The sequence below is a fragment of the Pseudolactococcus reticulitermitis genome (assembly GCF_002260845.1).
In the GTDB taxonomy this organism is placed as follows: Bacteria; Bacillota; Bacilli; order Lactobacillales; family Streptococcaceae; genus Pseudolactococcus; species Pseudolactococcus reticulitermitis.
Window position 1 is genome coordinate 695,085 of the sequence record NZ_BEDT01000001.1, and the last position, 13,594, is coordinate 708,678.

Sequence of the window (13,594 nt, forward strand, 5' to 3'; positions counted from 1 at the left end):
GTGGTGATAACCGCCCTAGAGCGGACAAAAAGCGCTCTAATCTATTATGATTAGGGCGCTTTCACGTGGTACCACCTAAATTCCCAGACATCATGTGTCTGGACACTCATTTTTTTATTTATACTCACTTAACTATTGAGTATACGATTATCAAGAAGCAACAATCATGAGGACGTTTGTAGGATTTTCAGCACCCTCCTACTCTCTTTATAAACGCAGTCTCACGATACTCTTCTCGTTTCCTTTATTCTATCAATTTTTAATTAGAAAGGCAATCCTTTTGTGAATTTACCAAGTTTTTGCTCTGTTGTTTTATCAATGTCCACCAAGGCTGCATTAACGGCTTGTGTGATCATGTCTGACAAGGTTTCTGAATCTTCTGGGTCAATCAAGTCTGGTGAGATATCAATCTGTGTCATTTTACGGTCACCTGTGAAGGCAACTTTTACCAAGTCTTGAGCAGACGTACCATAAAAGGTTGTCGCTTCAATTTCAGCTTGCGCAATTTTCATATTTTTTTGCAAGTCTTGGGCTTGTTTCATCATTTTTTGCATATTCATCATGGTCGTTCTAGTTCTCCTTGTATTTCTTTTCTCATTATACCATACAATCATACAACCATGAAGACACTTACAATCATTTTATAGCTATTTATGATTCAAAAATAGCACTTCAAACTATATTTATCTGTTTTGAAGTGCCATATTTAGTTATTAATCTCCACCAGCTCCGATTTCTGTGTGATTGTAGATGGCGATATTTTGCTTCAAGTCATCTAAACTTGCGATATCTTCGCCTTTAGAATGAAATTTATCTGTGATACCTAACGCTTGAAAAATTGCTTGTTTATAGGCAATTTCTGCATTCCACTCCACCGTATCTAAAATGGATAATGCTTTATGAATCGCTTCCATTCCTGTTTTTCCTGTTGCATTAATCAAAACACCATGGCTGTCCAACAATAACATATGAGGTACTGGCAACTGGTTCTCCCGAATATAAGTACTTGTAATTACTGCTAGTTCTTCTGAGCAATTAGGTGCAAACTTCATGACTGGCATAGATCCAACTTTTTGCGTAGCTTCGGTCAAATTAGGCATTGTTAAACCAGTCGTTGCCCAAAACATTGCATTTGGTGCATGTGCATGTAAAACAGCCCTAATCTTAGAATTAGTGCGATAAACCGCTTGGTGCATATTGATTTCACGTGTTAAACTACCGACACCACTCACAATTTCACGATTATCTGGATTTACAACCAAAATTTGAGCTGCCGATAAGTCTCCTAAATAAGCTTCAGACATCATCGTTGGTGTCATGATAATGAAATCTTTTCCAGTTTCATCTGTTGCTAGAAAGGAAAAATTCCCACCTGCAACATTTGTATTTTTTCTTGTAAAAATCAATTTCACAATTTTGGCTAAATCTTCTCTCTCTCGTTCAAAAATCATTCGACCATCTGACATTTTTATTTCCTCCATCACTTTTTCTTAAATAAATTACCTGAATTAAGGACTTCCTGCGCTGCTTGACGAACAGTAGTTACTTCCTCTATTTTCTGTTTTCGTCTTTCATCATATGCTTTAAATAGAATCGGCTGCCCATACTTATAAATATAGAGAGCTAAGCCAATAACAATCAAATTCAGTATCATCTGCTGCATGACTAAGGCAGCAAAGAAAAGACTTATCGCAACAAATAATAATAGATACCATTTTAGTTTCATTTTTTCGTCTTGTTTCACGATTATCATCTCCTTCAACAGTGAGTCAGCATTATTTTTCTTCATAACGTTTACTTGGCACGTCTATTTGTTTCATGTATCGATTTAGTGCAACAAACAAACCTAAGAAAATTACAACGCCTACAATCGCTAACGGATTTAACTTAAATGCTTCTGCAAAAAATATCCTAAATTCTGGACCCTCGATAGAGGCCCAAGTTATTTTTTGACCCGCTTTAAACCCTTCAACAGCACCTGTTTTCTCTGCTAATCCAGTTAAAACAGGCGCTAAGTAAGTCGCTGCATACAGATAAATTGGCATTGAAACAATCCCTAAAACCAACATCCGCACTAGATTACCACCTGTCAATAACAAACCACCAACTGCAATAGCATAATTAATAATGCCGGCTAGAGGCAAGCACTCATTACCAGGTAAAATAATCGCATAACCGATAAAGACAGGGACTAATAAAATGGCTGTTACCCAAATTTCAGACCGGCCTGCTAAAATTGGCCAATCCAAGCCAATATAAACTTCACGATTTTTGAATTTACGTTTCATAAATTCAGACATAGCATCTGCTAAGGGAGATAGGGATTGCATAAACATTTTAGAAATCATTGGGAAAAGCGCCATAGCTGTTGCAACTTGAACAGCGAGATTTAATGATCCTGAAATCCCATAAGCCGCTGCTAACCCTAAGGCTAAACCGATAATGAATCCCATCACAGAATTTTCTGAAAAAATCCCTAATTTTGCTTTCAAGGCTATCGTATCTGACCGTTTATTAAAGAATGGTATTTTATCCATCAACATATTGAAAGGCAGCAATAAAACAGCAGAAGAAGTCATGAAATGGGTCACTGTTACTAGTGGAATTCCTGTTAAATCTTGGATATGTTTTTGGAACATATCTCCTAATTTCAGTTCCAAAACAACTTGTATACTTGCCGTCGCAAAACCAGCAATCAAGCTACCTGATACATAATAAACCAAATAGGCTGTCAAGGCTTTCCCCCAAACGTTCCACATATCAACATTCAGCGTTTTTGTCAAATTTAGAACTAATAAGAGGAAATTGACACCAATTGTCACGGCGAAGAAAACAAAGGCATAAGACCACGACCAAGTGATACTCGCAGCACCCGTCCAACCTAAGTCCAATGCTGGTAAATTAATTCCCGTATGCTTCGCCAATGCCTCAGATGCCGGACTTACTGCATTTGACATGAAACCAATGACCATTGACATCCCTGTAAATGCAATGCCTAATGTCAAAGCAGATACAAAGGCTTTTTTCAATTTCATTCCCGCGAGTAGTCCTAAGAGCAAAATGATTAATGGCACAAAGATAGCCGAGCCCAATCCCAAAATGTAATTAATAATGTCTTGAAATATTTGCATAGTTTTTATCCTCTTTCATTAATTACTGTGACAATTTCCTGATAGACTTCAGCCATTCCCATACCTGTCAAAAATGGAATGCCTGGAAAAACTTTAATCCCTAATTCATCCGCCTTGGCTAAAACCGCTTCATCAGGTTGTGCGACATAGACGTAAATACCCGCTGATGGCAATTCATTTTGAATGGACTTATAATCAACAGCTTCAACCACAAAGTCGATGCCATCATCTTCAAATTGACTAGCAATTTTACTGGCAATCGTCTGACTCGTTGCCACACCACTACCACATGCTACGATTAATTTTTGCTTCATTTTCTTTTCCTCCTTAAGATATACTCATTTAAAACAATCATTTTAACGCTTTATGATCAATCAACACAAGCATCAATACTTGCCATTTCAAGCTAGAACTTGCTTACCTATATTTTCGACAAACAGTTGATAGACTGATTCGGGGCATTTTGTGGCTTGATAAGTCTGCACAAAACTTTCAGTCATAAATAAATCCATGAAAGCTTGTAATAAACCGACTTGATTTTTACCATCCTTAATGCCTAAAAAGAATAAATCCTTCACTTTCATCCTTTGATTATCTCCCATCTGGTAACACGCCACTTCTTGATCCAAGCGACAAATAAAGACAAACGGCTTCTGAATCAATTCAGGTTCTGAATGTGGTAAGGCAATATTCAAATATTGTGTCACCAATCCTGTTGGAAATGCTTCCTCTCGTTTCATAAGGCCTTCCAAATAACCATCATTCACCATGCCAATTGCTTTTAATCGCTTTGCGACAATTTGAAACACCTCTTTTTCTGTTGAAGCATTGATGTTCAAATCAATTAGCTGAAGATTAAACATATCTCTAAAATCCATCCAAACCTCTCCTTCATTTATAAATTGCAGAACGATTGTTACGATTTGTTTTATTTTGTTCTACTTTGTTCTTTATCTATATCATAACACAAAAAAATGGTTTGTCAACGCTTACAACTGAAATAAATGAACAAATTTAAACACATTTTTACAATCACTCTTGCAAAATACTTCTTTTTGCGTTACAATTAAGCTGTAAAACACTTTTTAAAACAAACTTTAACATTCTAAAACAAATAAGGGAGAATTCTTACTCTATGCTTAAACAAGAGAGACAAGAAGAAATTTTAGAGCTAATTCATCAACATACCTACCTTTCAATCGTAGAAATTGCGCAACATTTAGAGGTTTCTGAAATGACGATTAGACGAGATATCACCGAGTTAGCCCAAAAAAACAAACTCACAAAATTATATGGTGGTGCTCAAAAATTAGATCTCCTAGATAGGGAATTATCCACTGATGAAAAAATTCAAACACAAGTTGAACAAAAAAAATATATTGGCAAAATCATCAATAGTTTAATTAAAGATAATGCGATTATATTTATCGGTGCAGGTACTACCATTTATTATGCGCTAGCAGAAATTCAGCGAAAAAATTTATTTATCATCACTAATAGTCTGATTGCCTTCATGTATCTTAAGGAAAACACTGATTATCGTATTTTACTAACTGGTGGAGAATTTTCACCTACGACAGAAGAATTCGTTGGCGAAGTAGCCATTCGCGCATTTGATAACTTAAATATTGATATCGCTTTTGCAGCAACAAATGGTATTTTTGACAATAATGTCACAACTGCTCAATTTGATGAAGGCGCTGTCCAAAATGCTGCATTCGCTAAATCAAAACTATCCTGTATCGTTGCCGATAGTTCCAAGTTTGGCGTTTCTGATGTTTATACCTTTACACGTCTGAGTGATCTTGATTATTTGATAACGGATAACCAAATTTCAGATGAGTTGTTTTTACATTATAGTAAATACACGATGCTATTAAGAGAGGAAATCCAATGATTGTTACCATAACCATGAATCCATCACTTGATTTTACTTATCTTATTCCACATTTTGATCTTGGAAAAATGAATCGCTTTGCTCCACCAACAAAATCTGTCGGTGGAAAAGGGGTTAATGCTGGTCGTACCGCTGCTTTATCCGGTTCTGAAGTTTTATTAACAGGATTTCTCGGCGGAGATTTTGGTACCTTAGTCAAAAAATATTTGGTAGCAGAAAACTTATTTCAATTAGAGATGTTGACAACTTGTGAAGAGACACGCAATGCCATCACCATTATGCATGATCAAGATATTCATACGGAAATTGTTGAAAATGGTCCTAAAATTTCCGATGCGGAAGCCTTCGATCTTTTAAACAAAATTGCTACAACTTCTACCTCACAAAAAATAGATTTAATTTGTCTCTCAGGATCTGTTAATTCTGATAATCCTCAATTATATTTAGAAATGCTGACTTATATTAGAGAACAGATTAGTCGCGATATTCCTGTTTTCATGGATATTTCAGGAATTCAATTGGAAACTATACTTAAGAGCAAGGGTTATAAACCAAATTTTATTAAGCCAAATATTCACGAATTAAGCGATATTTTAAAAAAAGACATTCAGACAAAAGAAGAAGCCAAAAAAGAACTCAATCATCCTTATTTTTCAGGCATTGATTATATCATGATTTCTTGCGGTAGCGAAGGCGCGATTTGTAAAGCCAAAAACACTTTTTATGATATTGACATCCCTCAAATTCATATTACAAATACCACAGGTTCTGGAGATGCTTCTGTCGGTGGATTCGCCCATGCCTTTAACCATCATTACGACTTAGAAGATGCTTTAAAATACGCAATGGCATGTGGTATGTCCAATGCGCAACACGGCGCTGTCGGTGTGATTGATGTTGGCGATGTTACTGACTTTATCAAACAAATTACTGTTAGAAAAATAGATTAAAATTACAAAAATAAGAAAACCAGATGAAGTCAACACACTATAAACGTTGACCTCATCTGGTTTATTTAATTTCTAACTGACACAAATTTTAAATATTAAAGACTTGATTCTTCTTTTTAAAAATCATACAAAAAAACCGAGCACATGGCTCGGCGATTAGTGCGGAGAAAGGGACTTGAACCCTCACGACCAAAGTAGGTCACAGGATCCTTAATCCTGCGCGTCTGCCAATTCCGCCATCTCCGCGAAACAGTACTTTATTAGTATATCAAAGTAGCTGGCACTCGTCAAGAGTTTTTAAAAAAGTTTTTTACTTTAGACAATCAATACTCAACTTGGTCAAACAAGCCGTCAGGTAAATCATGGAAACCTTTGCCTGCTTTATAATTTTCAAATTTGCCTAGCAAAAATTTATAGGCATCCATCCGGCTTTCGTAACGGATAATGGCGTCTTTAGCGCGTTCATCATCTGTTTCATCCGCAACTTGCTGGCTTTGCGTCATCGCCATTTCATTGACCATAATTTGTGTCGCTACCCAAGCCTCAAATTCTTGCATAAATTCTTGTTCGTATGTCATTTCACACTCCTTCTCTGTTTTCTTTACCCTCAGCAAGCCTGAGCATCAATCTCCTGTCACTTTCTGAAATGCCCAACGGGCACCCTCAAACATGACCACCCCGCATTTTTCAAAGCCGAGTTTGGTTAAAATATGCTGCATGATGTGATTATCTGGGTGTGTGTCGACACGAAAATCTTGATAAGCGCTGAAAGCATCAAAAACGGAAGCTAAAAACCGCTGTCCCAGAGCCTGACCACGAAACTGCGCTGACACCGCTAGGCGATGCACGGTCACATAATCATGATTGTCATTGCGCCACGCACCTTGAATCAAATCATAAGCGGGGTCAAATCCAGTTATCACCGCCCCATAAGCTGCAATTTCCCCGTCCACTTTCAAGACATAAGCCACATCATGCGCAATGTCTGCTCTAATATCTACCAAAGCAGGATAGGCGCTTTTCTGCCACTGATCAATGCCCTGCGCCTTCAAAAAAGTACGCGCACTCTCAATCACTGCCACAATTTCTGGCAAATCCGTCAGTTTTGCTTTTTCAATCATTTGCGCACCAACTTCACAACTGCCTCCGTCCTTGCCGTATGCGGGAACATATCGACTGACTGGATATATTTGACATCGTAGACCGTGGCTAACTTGACCAAATCACGCGCCAAAGTCGAGACATTGCAGGATACATAGACCATTTTTTCAGGCTGCGTCGCGATGATTGTCTCCAATAACTTGTCGTCCAATCCTGTTCGAGGTGGGTCGACAATCAAAGCTGTCGCTCTGAATCCCTCCGCCACCCATTTGGGCACCACCGTCTCAGCCGTCCCGACTTCATAGATCCCGTCCGGCACATTGACCTTGGCATCTTCTATCGACGCTGCAATCACATCCATGCCGCGAATACTTCGAACCTTGCCGACAAAGGCACGGCCAATGGTGCCAGTCCCAGAATAGGCATCTATTAAATCATCGTCAGCACTCGCAGCCATCGCCTTTACCGCCTCGCGGTAAAGCACATTGGTCTGTTCAGGATTGAGTTGATAAAAGGCCCGCGGGCTGAGTTCAAAGGTATAATCAAGCACACCCTCTAAAATCGCGCGCTCGCCCCAAAGAATCTCCGTCTCATCGCCATATATCTCAGACGACTTCTTGCGATTGATATTCAAAGCAATCGTTTTAATTTCAGGAAATTTCTCTGTCAAACTCGCAATCGTCCGTGTCAACTCCACTAGAGTCGATGAGATGAAAATAATCTGGACTTCGCCTGTATGATTAGCCCGACGCACCATGACCGTCCGGATACCGTCGAATTTTCTTTCATTATATATCGGAATCCGATGAAAAGTCAGGAGTTCCGTGACTTCATTGATAATCGCTTGCGTTGTTTCATCTTGCACCAAACAATTTTTGATTTCGACTAACTTGTGCGAATTCTCTGCGAAAAGCCCTGCTCGGACTTTCTCGCCCAAAAATCGCGTCTGAAATTGCAATTTCGCCCGATAGTGCTCAGGGTTTTTCATCCCAATCGTCTGACGGACTTCGTAAGTTTCATACCCTTGCGGTTTAAACTTTTGTAGCGCCTGCCTCAGCACATCTTGCTTAAAAAGTAGCTGTTGCGGATAAGCCAAGTGCATGATTTGGCAACCCCCGCATTGCTTGTAAATATGGCACATCGGTACCACACGGTGGGGTGATTTTTTATTGAGTTTGAGCACCTTTGCCGTCGCATAATTGCGCTCGCTGGTCACGATTTCCGCATAGACCTCCTCGCCCTTGAGCGCCCCCGGCACGAAAACCGTCGTTCCCTTAAAATTACCAACGCCTTCGCCATTGATACCGATTTTTTTGATTTTTAGTGGAATTTTTTGATTAATTTTTAGGCTCATGTCTCTATTTTACCATTTTTTGACGTATAATAAAGTATGCCTAAAATTATTTCACTCGAGAAGAAGAAACGTTTATATAAAGTCGTTTTTGACGACGATCGCACGCTCTATGTGACTGAGGATACGATTGTCCGGTTCTTTTTGTCAAAGGGTGCTGTATTTGAAAACGCTGAGATTGAGAAAATTGCTGAATTTGCTGATTTTTCTAGGGGAAAAAATCTAGGGCTCTACTATATTGCTTTCAAACAACGAACTAAAAAAGAAGTCATTCGTTATCTAGTTGACCATGAGATTCCAAATCTGCAAATCACTCAAATTATTGACGCGCTTGAAACGTCACGTTTTATTGATGACAACGCTTATGCTGAGTCTTTCATTCGTGGCAAAGTCCTTAGTAAATCGGCAGGCCCTTATCAAATCAGACAAAAGCTAGTCGATAAAGGTATTGATAGAGCCTTAGCTTTGGAAAAACTAGAACAGCTCTACGACTTTGACACTCAAGTTGACATCGCCACACATCTGGCTGAAAAATTAGTCATGAGCAAGTACAGCCGCCTGCCCCTTAAAGCGCTGAAAATGAAAATCGCAACGCATCTGACAAGCAAAGGCTTTTCCTATGATATCAGTAAAATCGCTATCGCCAATTTAGAACTCGAATCTGACCAAGAAAATGAATCCGAACTCTTGCAAAAAGAATTAGAGAAAATCATGCGCAAATACAGTCGAAAATATGACGGCCATGACCTCAAACAACGTGTCAGTAACGCCTTAGCTAGAAAAGGCTTTGACTTTGATGTCATCAATCGTGAATTGCGCGAGATAGACTTTTAATATAAAAAATACAAAAAAATCTATTATCTACTATCAGATTAGTATTGGATCAACTAGAGGAGGTTGTCGCATGTTTCAATTACTTCTATCAGTCATGATAACGGCACTGTCTACATGGGCACTGGCCAAGTATGCCAAATCAAACAAATTGAGTTCATAGTTCATGCTAAGATTCTAATTTTTTAAGCCAAAAAAGCACCGCATCTTGCTTGATGGGGTGCTTTTCTGTCTTTATCGAGCTTTACTTATCCTTAAAATACGGTGCCAAACTCTGAATTTCAGATTTCGTCAGCGCGCGATAGTCGCCAGACTTCAGCCGTTCATCCAACTGTATCGTCCCGATTTGGATTCTCACCAGTTTGGTCACGAGCTTGCCGACACTCAAAAACATCTTGCGAATCTGACGATTTTTCCCCTCGCTGATGCTAACAATGGCGGTGTGGTCTGACAGGATTACTAATTTGGCAGGGGCTAATGACACATCCCCATCTATCACGAGACCTGCTCTGAATTTTCTGACATCGTCTGCATCCAGTGGCTCCTTCACCTCTACCTGATAGACTTTTTCAACGTGGGCTTCTGGTTTGATCAAATTGCGCCCCAGCTTACCATTATCGGTAATCAAAAGTAGACCCTCAGATAGAAAATCGAGCCGTCCGATGATGTAAAGATCGGCCTTGTCGATGTCGTCTGGAAAAACGTCAAAAACGACTGACAACTCAGCATCTTTGTTGGCTGAGAGGGTACGTGGCGGCTTGTTGACCATGAAATATCGGTGTGGCGGAAAAGTGATGGTGCGACCGTCTAGCCTGAGGTCATGTACGTTACTGTCAACTTGTTCGTTGCGCGCTGTGATGACCTGACCGTTGACTGATACGCGGTGCTCACGCAAAACTTTTTTGATGTCGGACTTTTTGACACCACCATATTGAATTAAAACAGCATCTACTCGCATTTTAGTTCCTATTTCTTGACCTTTTTTGACTTTTAAAATATAATTTAATTATAAGCACATGATACCAATTTAAGATAGAAAAAGCGAGGTAGACCTATGGCTTTTACAAATACAATCGCCCGTTATGCCAGTTTCGGCACCATTCAATCCATCCCTGGTGAGGTCATCGACAGTTTTTGGTACATCATTGACAATAACCTCAAAGGCGTTTTCATCTTGGAAAACACGATTAACTTTGAATTGATGAACAACCACGGGGCACTCTCAGTCCGCTTTTCGCAAGACGATGACCCGAACACGTCGATGGTCATTGACTTTAATTACGAATTTGACAATGACTGGCCACGACTCTTTCATGCCGTTGATAATATGGGACGCGAAACGATCATGACGCCGATGGAAATGTAGGCATTTGCCGAATCACGACACACAAACTGACTGCTAAACGTCAGTTTTTTTTTACTCAAATGCTCCAGACAAACCATCAAAGTGCTACTATTTATTTGTCTACTCCCATCTTCCAGATGCTCGCAGACAAACCAAAAAAACAAGCCTCGTAAGACTTGCCTTCACATTTTCTTATTCAGAATCGTTTGCTACGAATGGAAGCAAAGCCATGATACGTGCGCGTTTGATTGCTGTAACCACTTTACGTTGGTTTTTAGCAGAAGTACCCGTCACGCGACGTGGCAAAATTTTACCACGTTCTGAGATGAAACGTTTCAAAAGCTCTGTGTCTTTGTAGTCAACGTTTTCGATTTTGTTAGCTGCGATAAAGTCAACTTTTTTGCGGCGTTTAAAGCCACCACGACGTTGTTGTGCCATGTGTTTTCTCCTTATATTATTCTAGACAGTTGTCTGTCCATCAGTGATTAAAACGGTAGATCATCATCACTCAGGTTCATGGGTGTGCCACCTGAAAATGGATCGCTATCGCGGCCAAAATCAGGTGTAGCAGATGAAGGCTGAGCTTGTGATGATTGATTGCCACCGAAGTTTGCGTTTGTAGGTTGAGATGGTGACGGTGTGTAACTGCCACCAGTTTGACCACCCTCGCGCGCGCTACGACTTTCTAGCATTTGGAAATTATCAGCGACCACTTCCGTCACGTAAACACGTTGACCTTGTTGGTTCTCATAATTCCGCGTTTGGATACGTCCAGTTATACCTAGAAGCGCACCTTTTTTCGCCCAATTTGCTAGATTTTCTGCGGCTTGACGCCAGATGACGACATTGATGAAATCCGCTTCACGCTCACCATTCGCATTTTTAAAGGTACGATTGACCGCTAAGGTAAATGTCGCCACTGCTTGATTGGCGGGGGTGTAACGGAGCTCAACGTCTTTGGTCAAACGACCTACTAAAACAACATTATTAATCATGTTTTGTCCTTCCTGAAAACTAAAGTGGGCTTAAAATTAAGCGTCAACCTTAGTGATCATGTGACGTAAGATGTCGCCATTGATTTTCGCAAGACGGTCAAATTCGCTTGTCGCAGTTGAAACTGAATCAGCTTCAAGTGTGACAAGACGGTACAAACCTTCGCGGAAATCATTGATTTCGTACGCAAGACGACGTTTTTCCCAATCTTTTGATTCAGAAATCGTTGCACCATTTTCTGTCAAGATTGTGTCAAAACGCTCAACAAGCGCTGTTTTGGCATCTTCGTCAATGTTTGGACGAATAATGTAAAGAATTTCGTACTTTGTAGTAGCCATTGATGTATCTCCTCCTTTTGGTCTAATGACTCGAGTCTTTTCCCGAGTAAGTGAGGGTTGCTCACAAGTACTCATTATAACATAAAATTTGACCTTTTGGCAAGCTTTTTTATTTTGGGATTGGCAAAGCCTTAATCGTAAACTAAAAACCTAGAACTTGACTAGGTTATCAGTTTTTCAGATTTGCTTGTCTAATTTAGCATACTTTTTGAAAAGACGAGATTATGATTTAACTCGTCTTGATTATGGTAGGTCAGCAGCTTTTGTTCATGAATGTCAGCCATTGTTGGACGGTCAATAACCCGACCATCCGTCAAAGTCATTTTCGTGAATTTAAAACCATCATTTTTGTCAGATTCGGTGCTTGTCACACCATATATCATGATTGACGGGTTTTGAATGGGGTGGACTTGCAGCGTAATGGCTGTGCCAACCACAAACATAATCGGTGCCAAAGCATATAGGATGTACCACTTATTTGCTAACAGCTTCTTTTTAAGCATCCGTCTTCTCCTAATTCTTCTATTTTCATTTACAGTAACATTTTAACCTTAAAGCAAACATAACTATCATTAATCAGAAATTTTAAACAAAAGATCCCTATCTCCACCTATCCGACATTAAAAAAACTGATATCGGATTTATATCCAAGATCAGTCAATCTGATGACGTATCTGACAATTTATCTTTCCTCAAAAACCTGCCACTTGAATTTTTCATCCGCCAAATACCGCTGAAATCGCCGCATAGACTAATAAAACAGCACCGAGCGCAATCCGATACTTCCCAAAGAAAGTAAAGTCATGTTTTTTGATGTAATCCATCAGGAATTTGATGACCACGATTGACACCAGAAAGGCAGTGATACTGGCTACCAGTAAAATGGCAAACTGAGACAAACTAAAACCTACACCACTTATCATAAATTTGAAAATTTTCAACAAACTCGCCCCGAACATAACGGGAATCCCAAGAAAAAAGGTAAACTCCGTCGCCACAAAACGTGACGCACCAAGAATAATTGCCCCAAGAATGGTCACCCCAGAACGAGACGTCCCTGGCATTAATGACAAGACCTGAATCAAGCCGATATAAAAGGCAAAGCGATACGACATCTTATCGAGGTTGGTCAACGTATCCGGACGTGTTTTCGCCCATTTCTCGACATAAATGAAAGCAAAACCATAAATGATCAGCATCAATGCAATCGGGACAAATTTATGAAAATGTGCGTCCAACCAATTATCCAGTGGTAAACCGATAATCACTGCTGGAATACAAGCGATAATCACTTTCAACCACAGTTGCCAAGTCAACTGCGTTTCACGGGGCGTTTTACTGGTATCAAAAGGATTGAGCTTTTTAAAATAAATGACCACAACCGCTAAAATTGCCCCTAACTGAATCACGACATTAAACATGTTCATGAATTCAGTCGATTGTTTAAGCTTGATAAACTCATCAGCCAAAATCAAATGACCCGTTGAACTGATGGGTAGCCACTCCGTGATCCCTTCGATAATCCCTAAGATAATTGCTTTAATAAATTCCATTTGATCTACTTTCCATATTTGAAGTTTACGTTTGAACTTCAAGCTAACTTCTTATCAACGCCTAAGTGATAAATCACTAAGGCACGTTGCCTTTGGCTTTTCCG

General features: G+C 39.6%; 19 protein-coding genes and 1 tRNA gene. 4 read left to right on the top strand and 16 right to left on the bottom strand.

The genetic code is table 11. From position 1 onward, the window contains the following. Positions 1-263: 263 nt before the first annotated feature. The 6 genes from RsY01_RS03325 to RsY01_RS03350 all read right to left on the bottom strand — a co-directional run bounded on the left by RsY01_RS03325 (position 264) and on the right by RsY01_RS03350 (position 4,009). Positions 264-563 carry a YbaB/EbfC family nucleoid-associated protein gene (locus RsY01_RS03325; RefSeq protein ID WP_180745566.1) on the bottom strand — a complete coding sequence of 100 codons (300 nt, stop codon included), beginning with the start codon at positions 561-563 and terminating at the stop codon, positions 264-266. Between the two features lie 150 nt (positions 564-713). Beyond that, positions 714-1,466: a class II aldolase/adducin family protein gene (locus RsY01_RS03330; protein ID WP_094784236.1), complete on the bottom strand. Its 753-nt coding sequence runs from the start codon at positions 1,464-1,466 to the stop codon at positions 714-716. A 14-nt stretch (positions 1,467-1,480) separates the two neighbouring features. Next, positions 1,481-1,753, bottom strand: a complete 273-nt coding sequence (locus RsY01_RS03335) for a hypothetical protein (protein ID WP_094784237.1) — start codon at positions 1,751-1,753, stop codon at positions 1,481-1,483. 22 nt (positions 1,754-1,775) lie between these two features. Beyond that, positions 1,776-3,131 (bottom strand): PTS galactitol transporter subunit IIC, encoded by a 1,356-nt coding sequence (locus RsY01_RS03340; protein ID WP_094784134.1) that lies wholly within the window; start codon positions 3,129-3,131, stop codon positions 1,776-1,778. A gap of 5 nt (positions 3,132-3,136) precedes the next feature. Beyond that, the gene (locus RsY01_RS03345) at positions 3,137-3,445 is read right to left on the bottom strand and encodes a PTS sugar transporter subunit IIB (RefSeq protein ID WP_094784135.1); all 309 of its coding nucleotides are present in this window, start codon (positions 3,443-3,445) and stop codon (positions 3,137-3,139) included. Between the two features lie 87 nt (positions 3,446-3,532). Then, on the bottom strand, positions 3,533-4,009 hold the full coding sequence (locus tag RsY01_RS03350) for a PTS sugar transporter subunit IIA (RefSeq protein ID WP_094784136.1): 477 nt from the start codon (positions 4,007-4,009) through the stop codon (positions 3,533-3,535). Between the two features lie 257 nt (positions 4,010-4,266). Here RsY01_RS03350 and RsY01_RS03355 point away from each other — a divergent pair, with 257 nt between their 5' ends. Further along, positions 4,267-5,028 (top strand): DeoR/GlpR family DNA-binding transcription regulator, encoded by a 762-nt coding sequence (locus RsY01_RS03355; protein WP_094784137.1) that lies wholly within the window; start codon positions 4,267-4,269, stop codon positions 5,026-5,028. Then, complete coding sequence (locus tag RsY01_RS03360; protein WP_094784138.1) at positions 5,025-5,978, top strand: 1-phosphofructokinase family hexose kinase; 954 nt, start codon at positions 5,025-5,027, stop codon at positions 5,976-5,978. The genes RsY01_RS03355 and RsY01_RS03360 overlap by 4 nt, the downstream gene beginning before the upstream one ends. Before the next feature lie 160 nt (positions 5,979-6,138). On the opposite strand, the gene RsY01_RS03365 is transcribed toward RsY01_RS03360, so the two are convergent. From RsY01_RS03365 to rlmD, 4 genes are all read right to left on the bottom strand, one after another. Beyond that, positions 6,139-6,224: transfer RNA gene (locus RsY01_RS03365), tRNA-Leu, on the bottom strand. A 77-nt stretch (positions 6,225-6,301) separates the two neighbouring features. Continuing rightward, positions 6,302-6,556 carry a DUF1912 family protein gene (locus tag RsY01_RS03370; protein WP_094784139.1) on the bottom strand — a complete coding sequence of 85 codons (255 nt, stop codon included), beginning with the start codon at positions 6,554-6,556 and terminating at the stop codon, positions 6,302-6,304. Between the two features lie 45 nt (positions 6,557-6,601). Next, on the bottom strand, positions 6,602-7,099 hold the full coding sequence (locus tag RsY01_RS03375; RefSeq protein ID WP_094784140.1) for a GNAT family N-acetyltransferase: 498 nt from the start codon (positions 7,097-7,099) through the stop codon (positions 6,602-6,604). Then, positions 7,096-8,433: a 23S rRNA (uracil(1939)-C(5))-methyltransferase RlmD gene (gene rlmD / locus RsY01_RS03380; RefSeq protein WP_094784141.1), complete on the bottom strand. Its 1,338-nt coding sequence runs from the start codon at positions 8,431-8,433 to the stop codon at positions 7,096-7,098. The genes RsY01_RS03375 and rlmD overlap by 4 nt, the downstream gene beginning before the upstream one ends. Positions 8,434-8,469: 36 nt before the next feature. Here rlmD and recX point away from each other — a divergent pair, with 36 nt between their 5' ends. Beyond that, positions 8,470-9,264, top strand: coding sequence for a recombination regulator RecX (gene recX, locus RsY01_RS03385; RefSeq protein WP_094784142.1), 795 nt, complete (start codon positions 8,470-8,472; stop codon positions 9,262-9,264). A 241-nt stretch (positions 9,265-9,505) separates the two neighbouring features. Here the strand turns inward: recX and RsY01_RS03390 are convergent, their stop codons facing one another. Beyond that, positions 9,506-10,219 (bottom strand): pseudouridine synthase, encoded by a 714-nt coding sequence (locus RsY01_RS03390; protein WP_094784143.1) that lies wholly within the window; start codon positions 10,217-10,219, stop codon positions 9,506-9,508. 96 nt (positions 10,220-10,315) lie between these two features. On the opposite strand from RsY01_RS03390, the gene RsY01_RS03395 reads away from it, so the two are divergent. Then, positions 10,316-10,627, top strand: a complete 312-nt coding sequence (locus RsY01_RS03395; protein ID WP_094784144.1) for a DUF960 domain-containing protein — start codon at positions 10,316-10,318, stop codon at positions 10,625-10,627. A 171-nt stretch (positions 10,628-10,798) separates the two neighbouring features. Here the strand turns inward: RsY01_RS03395 and rpsR are convergent, their stop codons facing one another. The 5 genes from rpsR to RsY01_RS03420 all read right to left on the bottom strand — a co-directional run bounded on the left by rpsR (position 10,799) and on the right by RsY01_RS03420 (position 13,490). Next, the gene (rpsR, locus tag RsY01_RS03400) at positions 10,799-11,044 is read right to left on the bottom strand and encodes a 30S ribosomal protein S18 (RefSeq protein WP_003140392.1); all 246 of its coding nucleotides are present in this window, start codon (positions 11,042-11,044) and stop codon (positions 10,799-10,801) included. 47 nt (positions 11,045-11,091) lie between these two features. Next, positions 11,092-11,601, bottom strand: a complete 510-nt coding sequence (locus RsY01_RS03405) for a single-stranded DNA-binding protein (protein ID WP_094784145.1) — start codon at positions 11,599-11,601, stop codon at positions 11,092-11,094. Positions 11,602-11,637: 36 nt separating this feature from the next. Next, entirely contained in the window at positions 11,638-11,937 is a 300-nt protein-coding gene (gene rpsF, locus RsY01_RS03410; RefSeq protein ID WP_094784146.1) for a 30S ribosomal protein S6, read from the bottom strand. A 191-nt stretch (positions 11,938-12,128) separates the two neighbouring features. After that, complete coding sequence (locus tag RsY01_RS03415) at positions 12,129-12,440, bottom strand: hypothetical protein (RefSeq protein ID WP_094784147.1); 312 nt, start codon at positions 12,438-12,440, stop codon at positions 12,129-12,131. Between the two features lie 213 nt (positions 12,441-12,653). Further along, positions 12,654-13,490 carry an undecaprenyl-diphosphate phosphatase gene (locus RsY01_RS03420; protein ID WP_094784148.1) on the bottom strand — a complete coding sequence of 279 codons (837 nt, stop codon included), beginning with the start codon at positions 13,488-13,490 and terminating at the stop codon, positions 12,654-12,656. Positions 13,491-13,594 lie beyond the last annotated feature (104 nt).

What these genes read in the sequence shown, in the direction of transcription:
- rlmD (WP_094784141.1), bottom strand. Translation starts at nt 8,433, where the DNA reads ATGAGCCTAAAAATTAATCAAAAAATTCCACTAAAAATCAAAAAAATC.
- RsY01_RS03355 (WP_094784137.1), top strand. Translation starts at nt 4,267, where the DNA reads ATGCTTAAACAAGAGAGACAAGAAGAAATTTTAGAGCTAATTCATCAA.
- RsY01_RS03345 (WP_094784135.1), bottom strand. Translation starts at nt 3,445, where the DNA reads ATGAAGCAAAAATTAATCGTAGCATGTGGTAGTGGTGTGGCAACGAGT.
- RsY01_RS03350 (WP_094784136.1), bottom strand. Translation starts at nt 4,009, where the DNA reads ATGGATTTTAGAGATATGTTTAATCTTCAGCTAATTGATTTGAACATC.
- recX (WP_094784142.1), top strand. Translation starts at nt 8,470, where the DNA reads ATGCCTAAAATTATTTCACTCGAGAAGAAGAAACGTTTATATAAAGTC.
- RsY01_RS03370 (WP_094784139.1), bottom strand. Translation starts at nt 6,556, where the DNA reads ATGACATACGAACAAGAATTTATGCAAGAATTTGAGGCTTGGGTAGCG.
- RsY01_RS03395 (WP_094784144.1), top strand. Translation starts at nt 10,316, where the DNA reads ATGGCTTTTACAAATACAATCGCCCGTTATGCCAGTTTCGGCACCATT.
- RsY01_RS03325 (WP_180745566.1), bottom strand. Translation starts at nt 563, where the DNA reads ATGATGAATATGCAAAAAATGATGAAACAAGCCCAAGACTTGCAAAAA.
- RsY01_RS03420 (WP_094784148.1), bottom strand. Translation starts at nt 13,490, where the DNA reads ATGGAATTTATTAAAGCAATTATCTTAGGGATTATCGAAGGGATCACG.
- RsY01_RS03360 (WP_094784138.1), top strand. Translation starts at nt 5,025, where the DNA reads ATGATTGTTACCATAACCATGAATCCATCACTTGATTTTACTTATCTT.
- RsY01_RS03415 (WP_094784147.1), bottom strand. Translation starts at nt 12,440, where the DNA reads ATGCTTAAAAAGAAGCTGTTAGCAAATAAGTGGTACATCCTATATGCT.
- RsY01_RS03335 (WP_094784237.1), bottom strand. Translation starts at nt 1,753, where the DNA reads ATGATAATCGTGAAACAAGACGAAAAAATGAAACTAAAATGGTATCTA.
- RsY01_RS03375 (WP_094784140.1), bottom strand. Translation starts at nt 7,099, where the DNA reads ATGATTGAAAAAGCAAAACTGACGGATTTGCCAGAAATTGTGGCAGTG.
- RsY01_RS03330 (WP_094784236.1), bottom strand. Translation starts at nt 1,466, where the DNA reads ATGTCAGATGGTCGAATGATTTTTGAACGAGAGAGAGAAGATTTAGCC.
- rpsR (WP_003140392.1), bottom strand. Translation starts at nt 11,044, where the DNA reads ATGGCACAACAACGTCGTGGTGGCTTTAAACGCCGCAAAAAAGTTGAC.
- RsY01_RS03340 (WP_094784134.1), bottom strand. Translation starts at nt 3,131, where the DNA reads ATGCAAATATTTCAAGACATTATTAATTACATTTTGGGATTGGGCTCG.
- RsY01_RS03405 (WP_094784145.1), bottom strand. Translation starts at nt 11,601, where the DNA reads ATGATTAATAATGTTGTTTTAGTAGGTCGTTTGACCAAAGACGTTGAG.
- RsY01_RS03390 (WP_094784143.1), bottom strand. Translation starts at nt 10,219, where the DNA reads ATGCGAGTAGATGCTGTTTTAATTCAATATGGTGGTGTCAAAAAGTCC.
- rpsF (WP_094784146.1), bottom strand. Translation starts at nt 11,937, where the DNA reads ATGGCTACTACAAAGTACGAAATTCTTTACATTATTCGTCCAAACATT.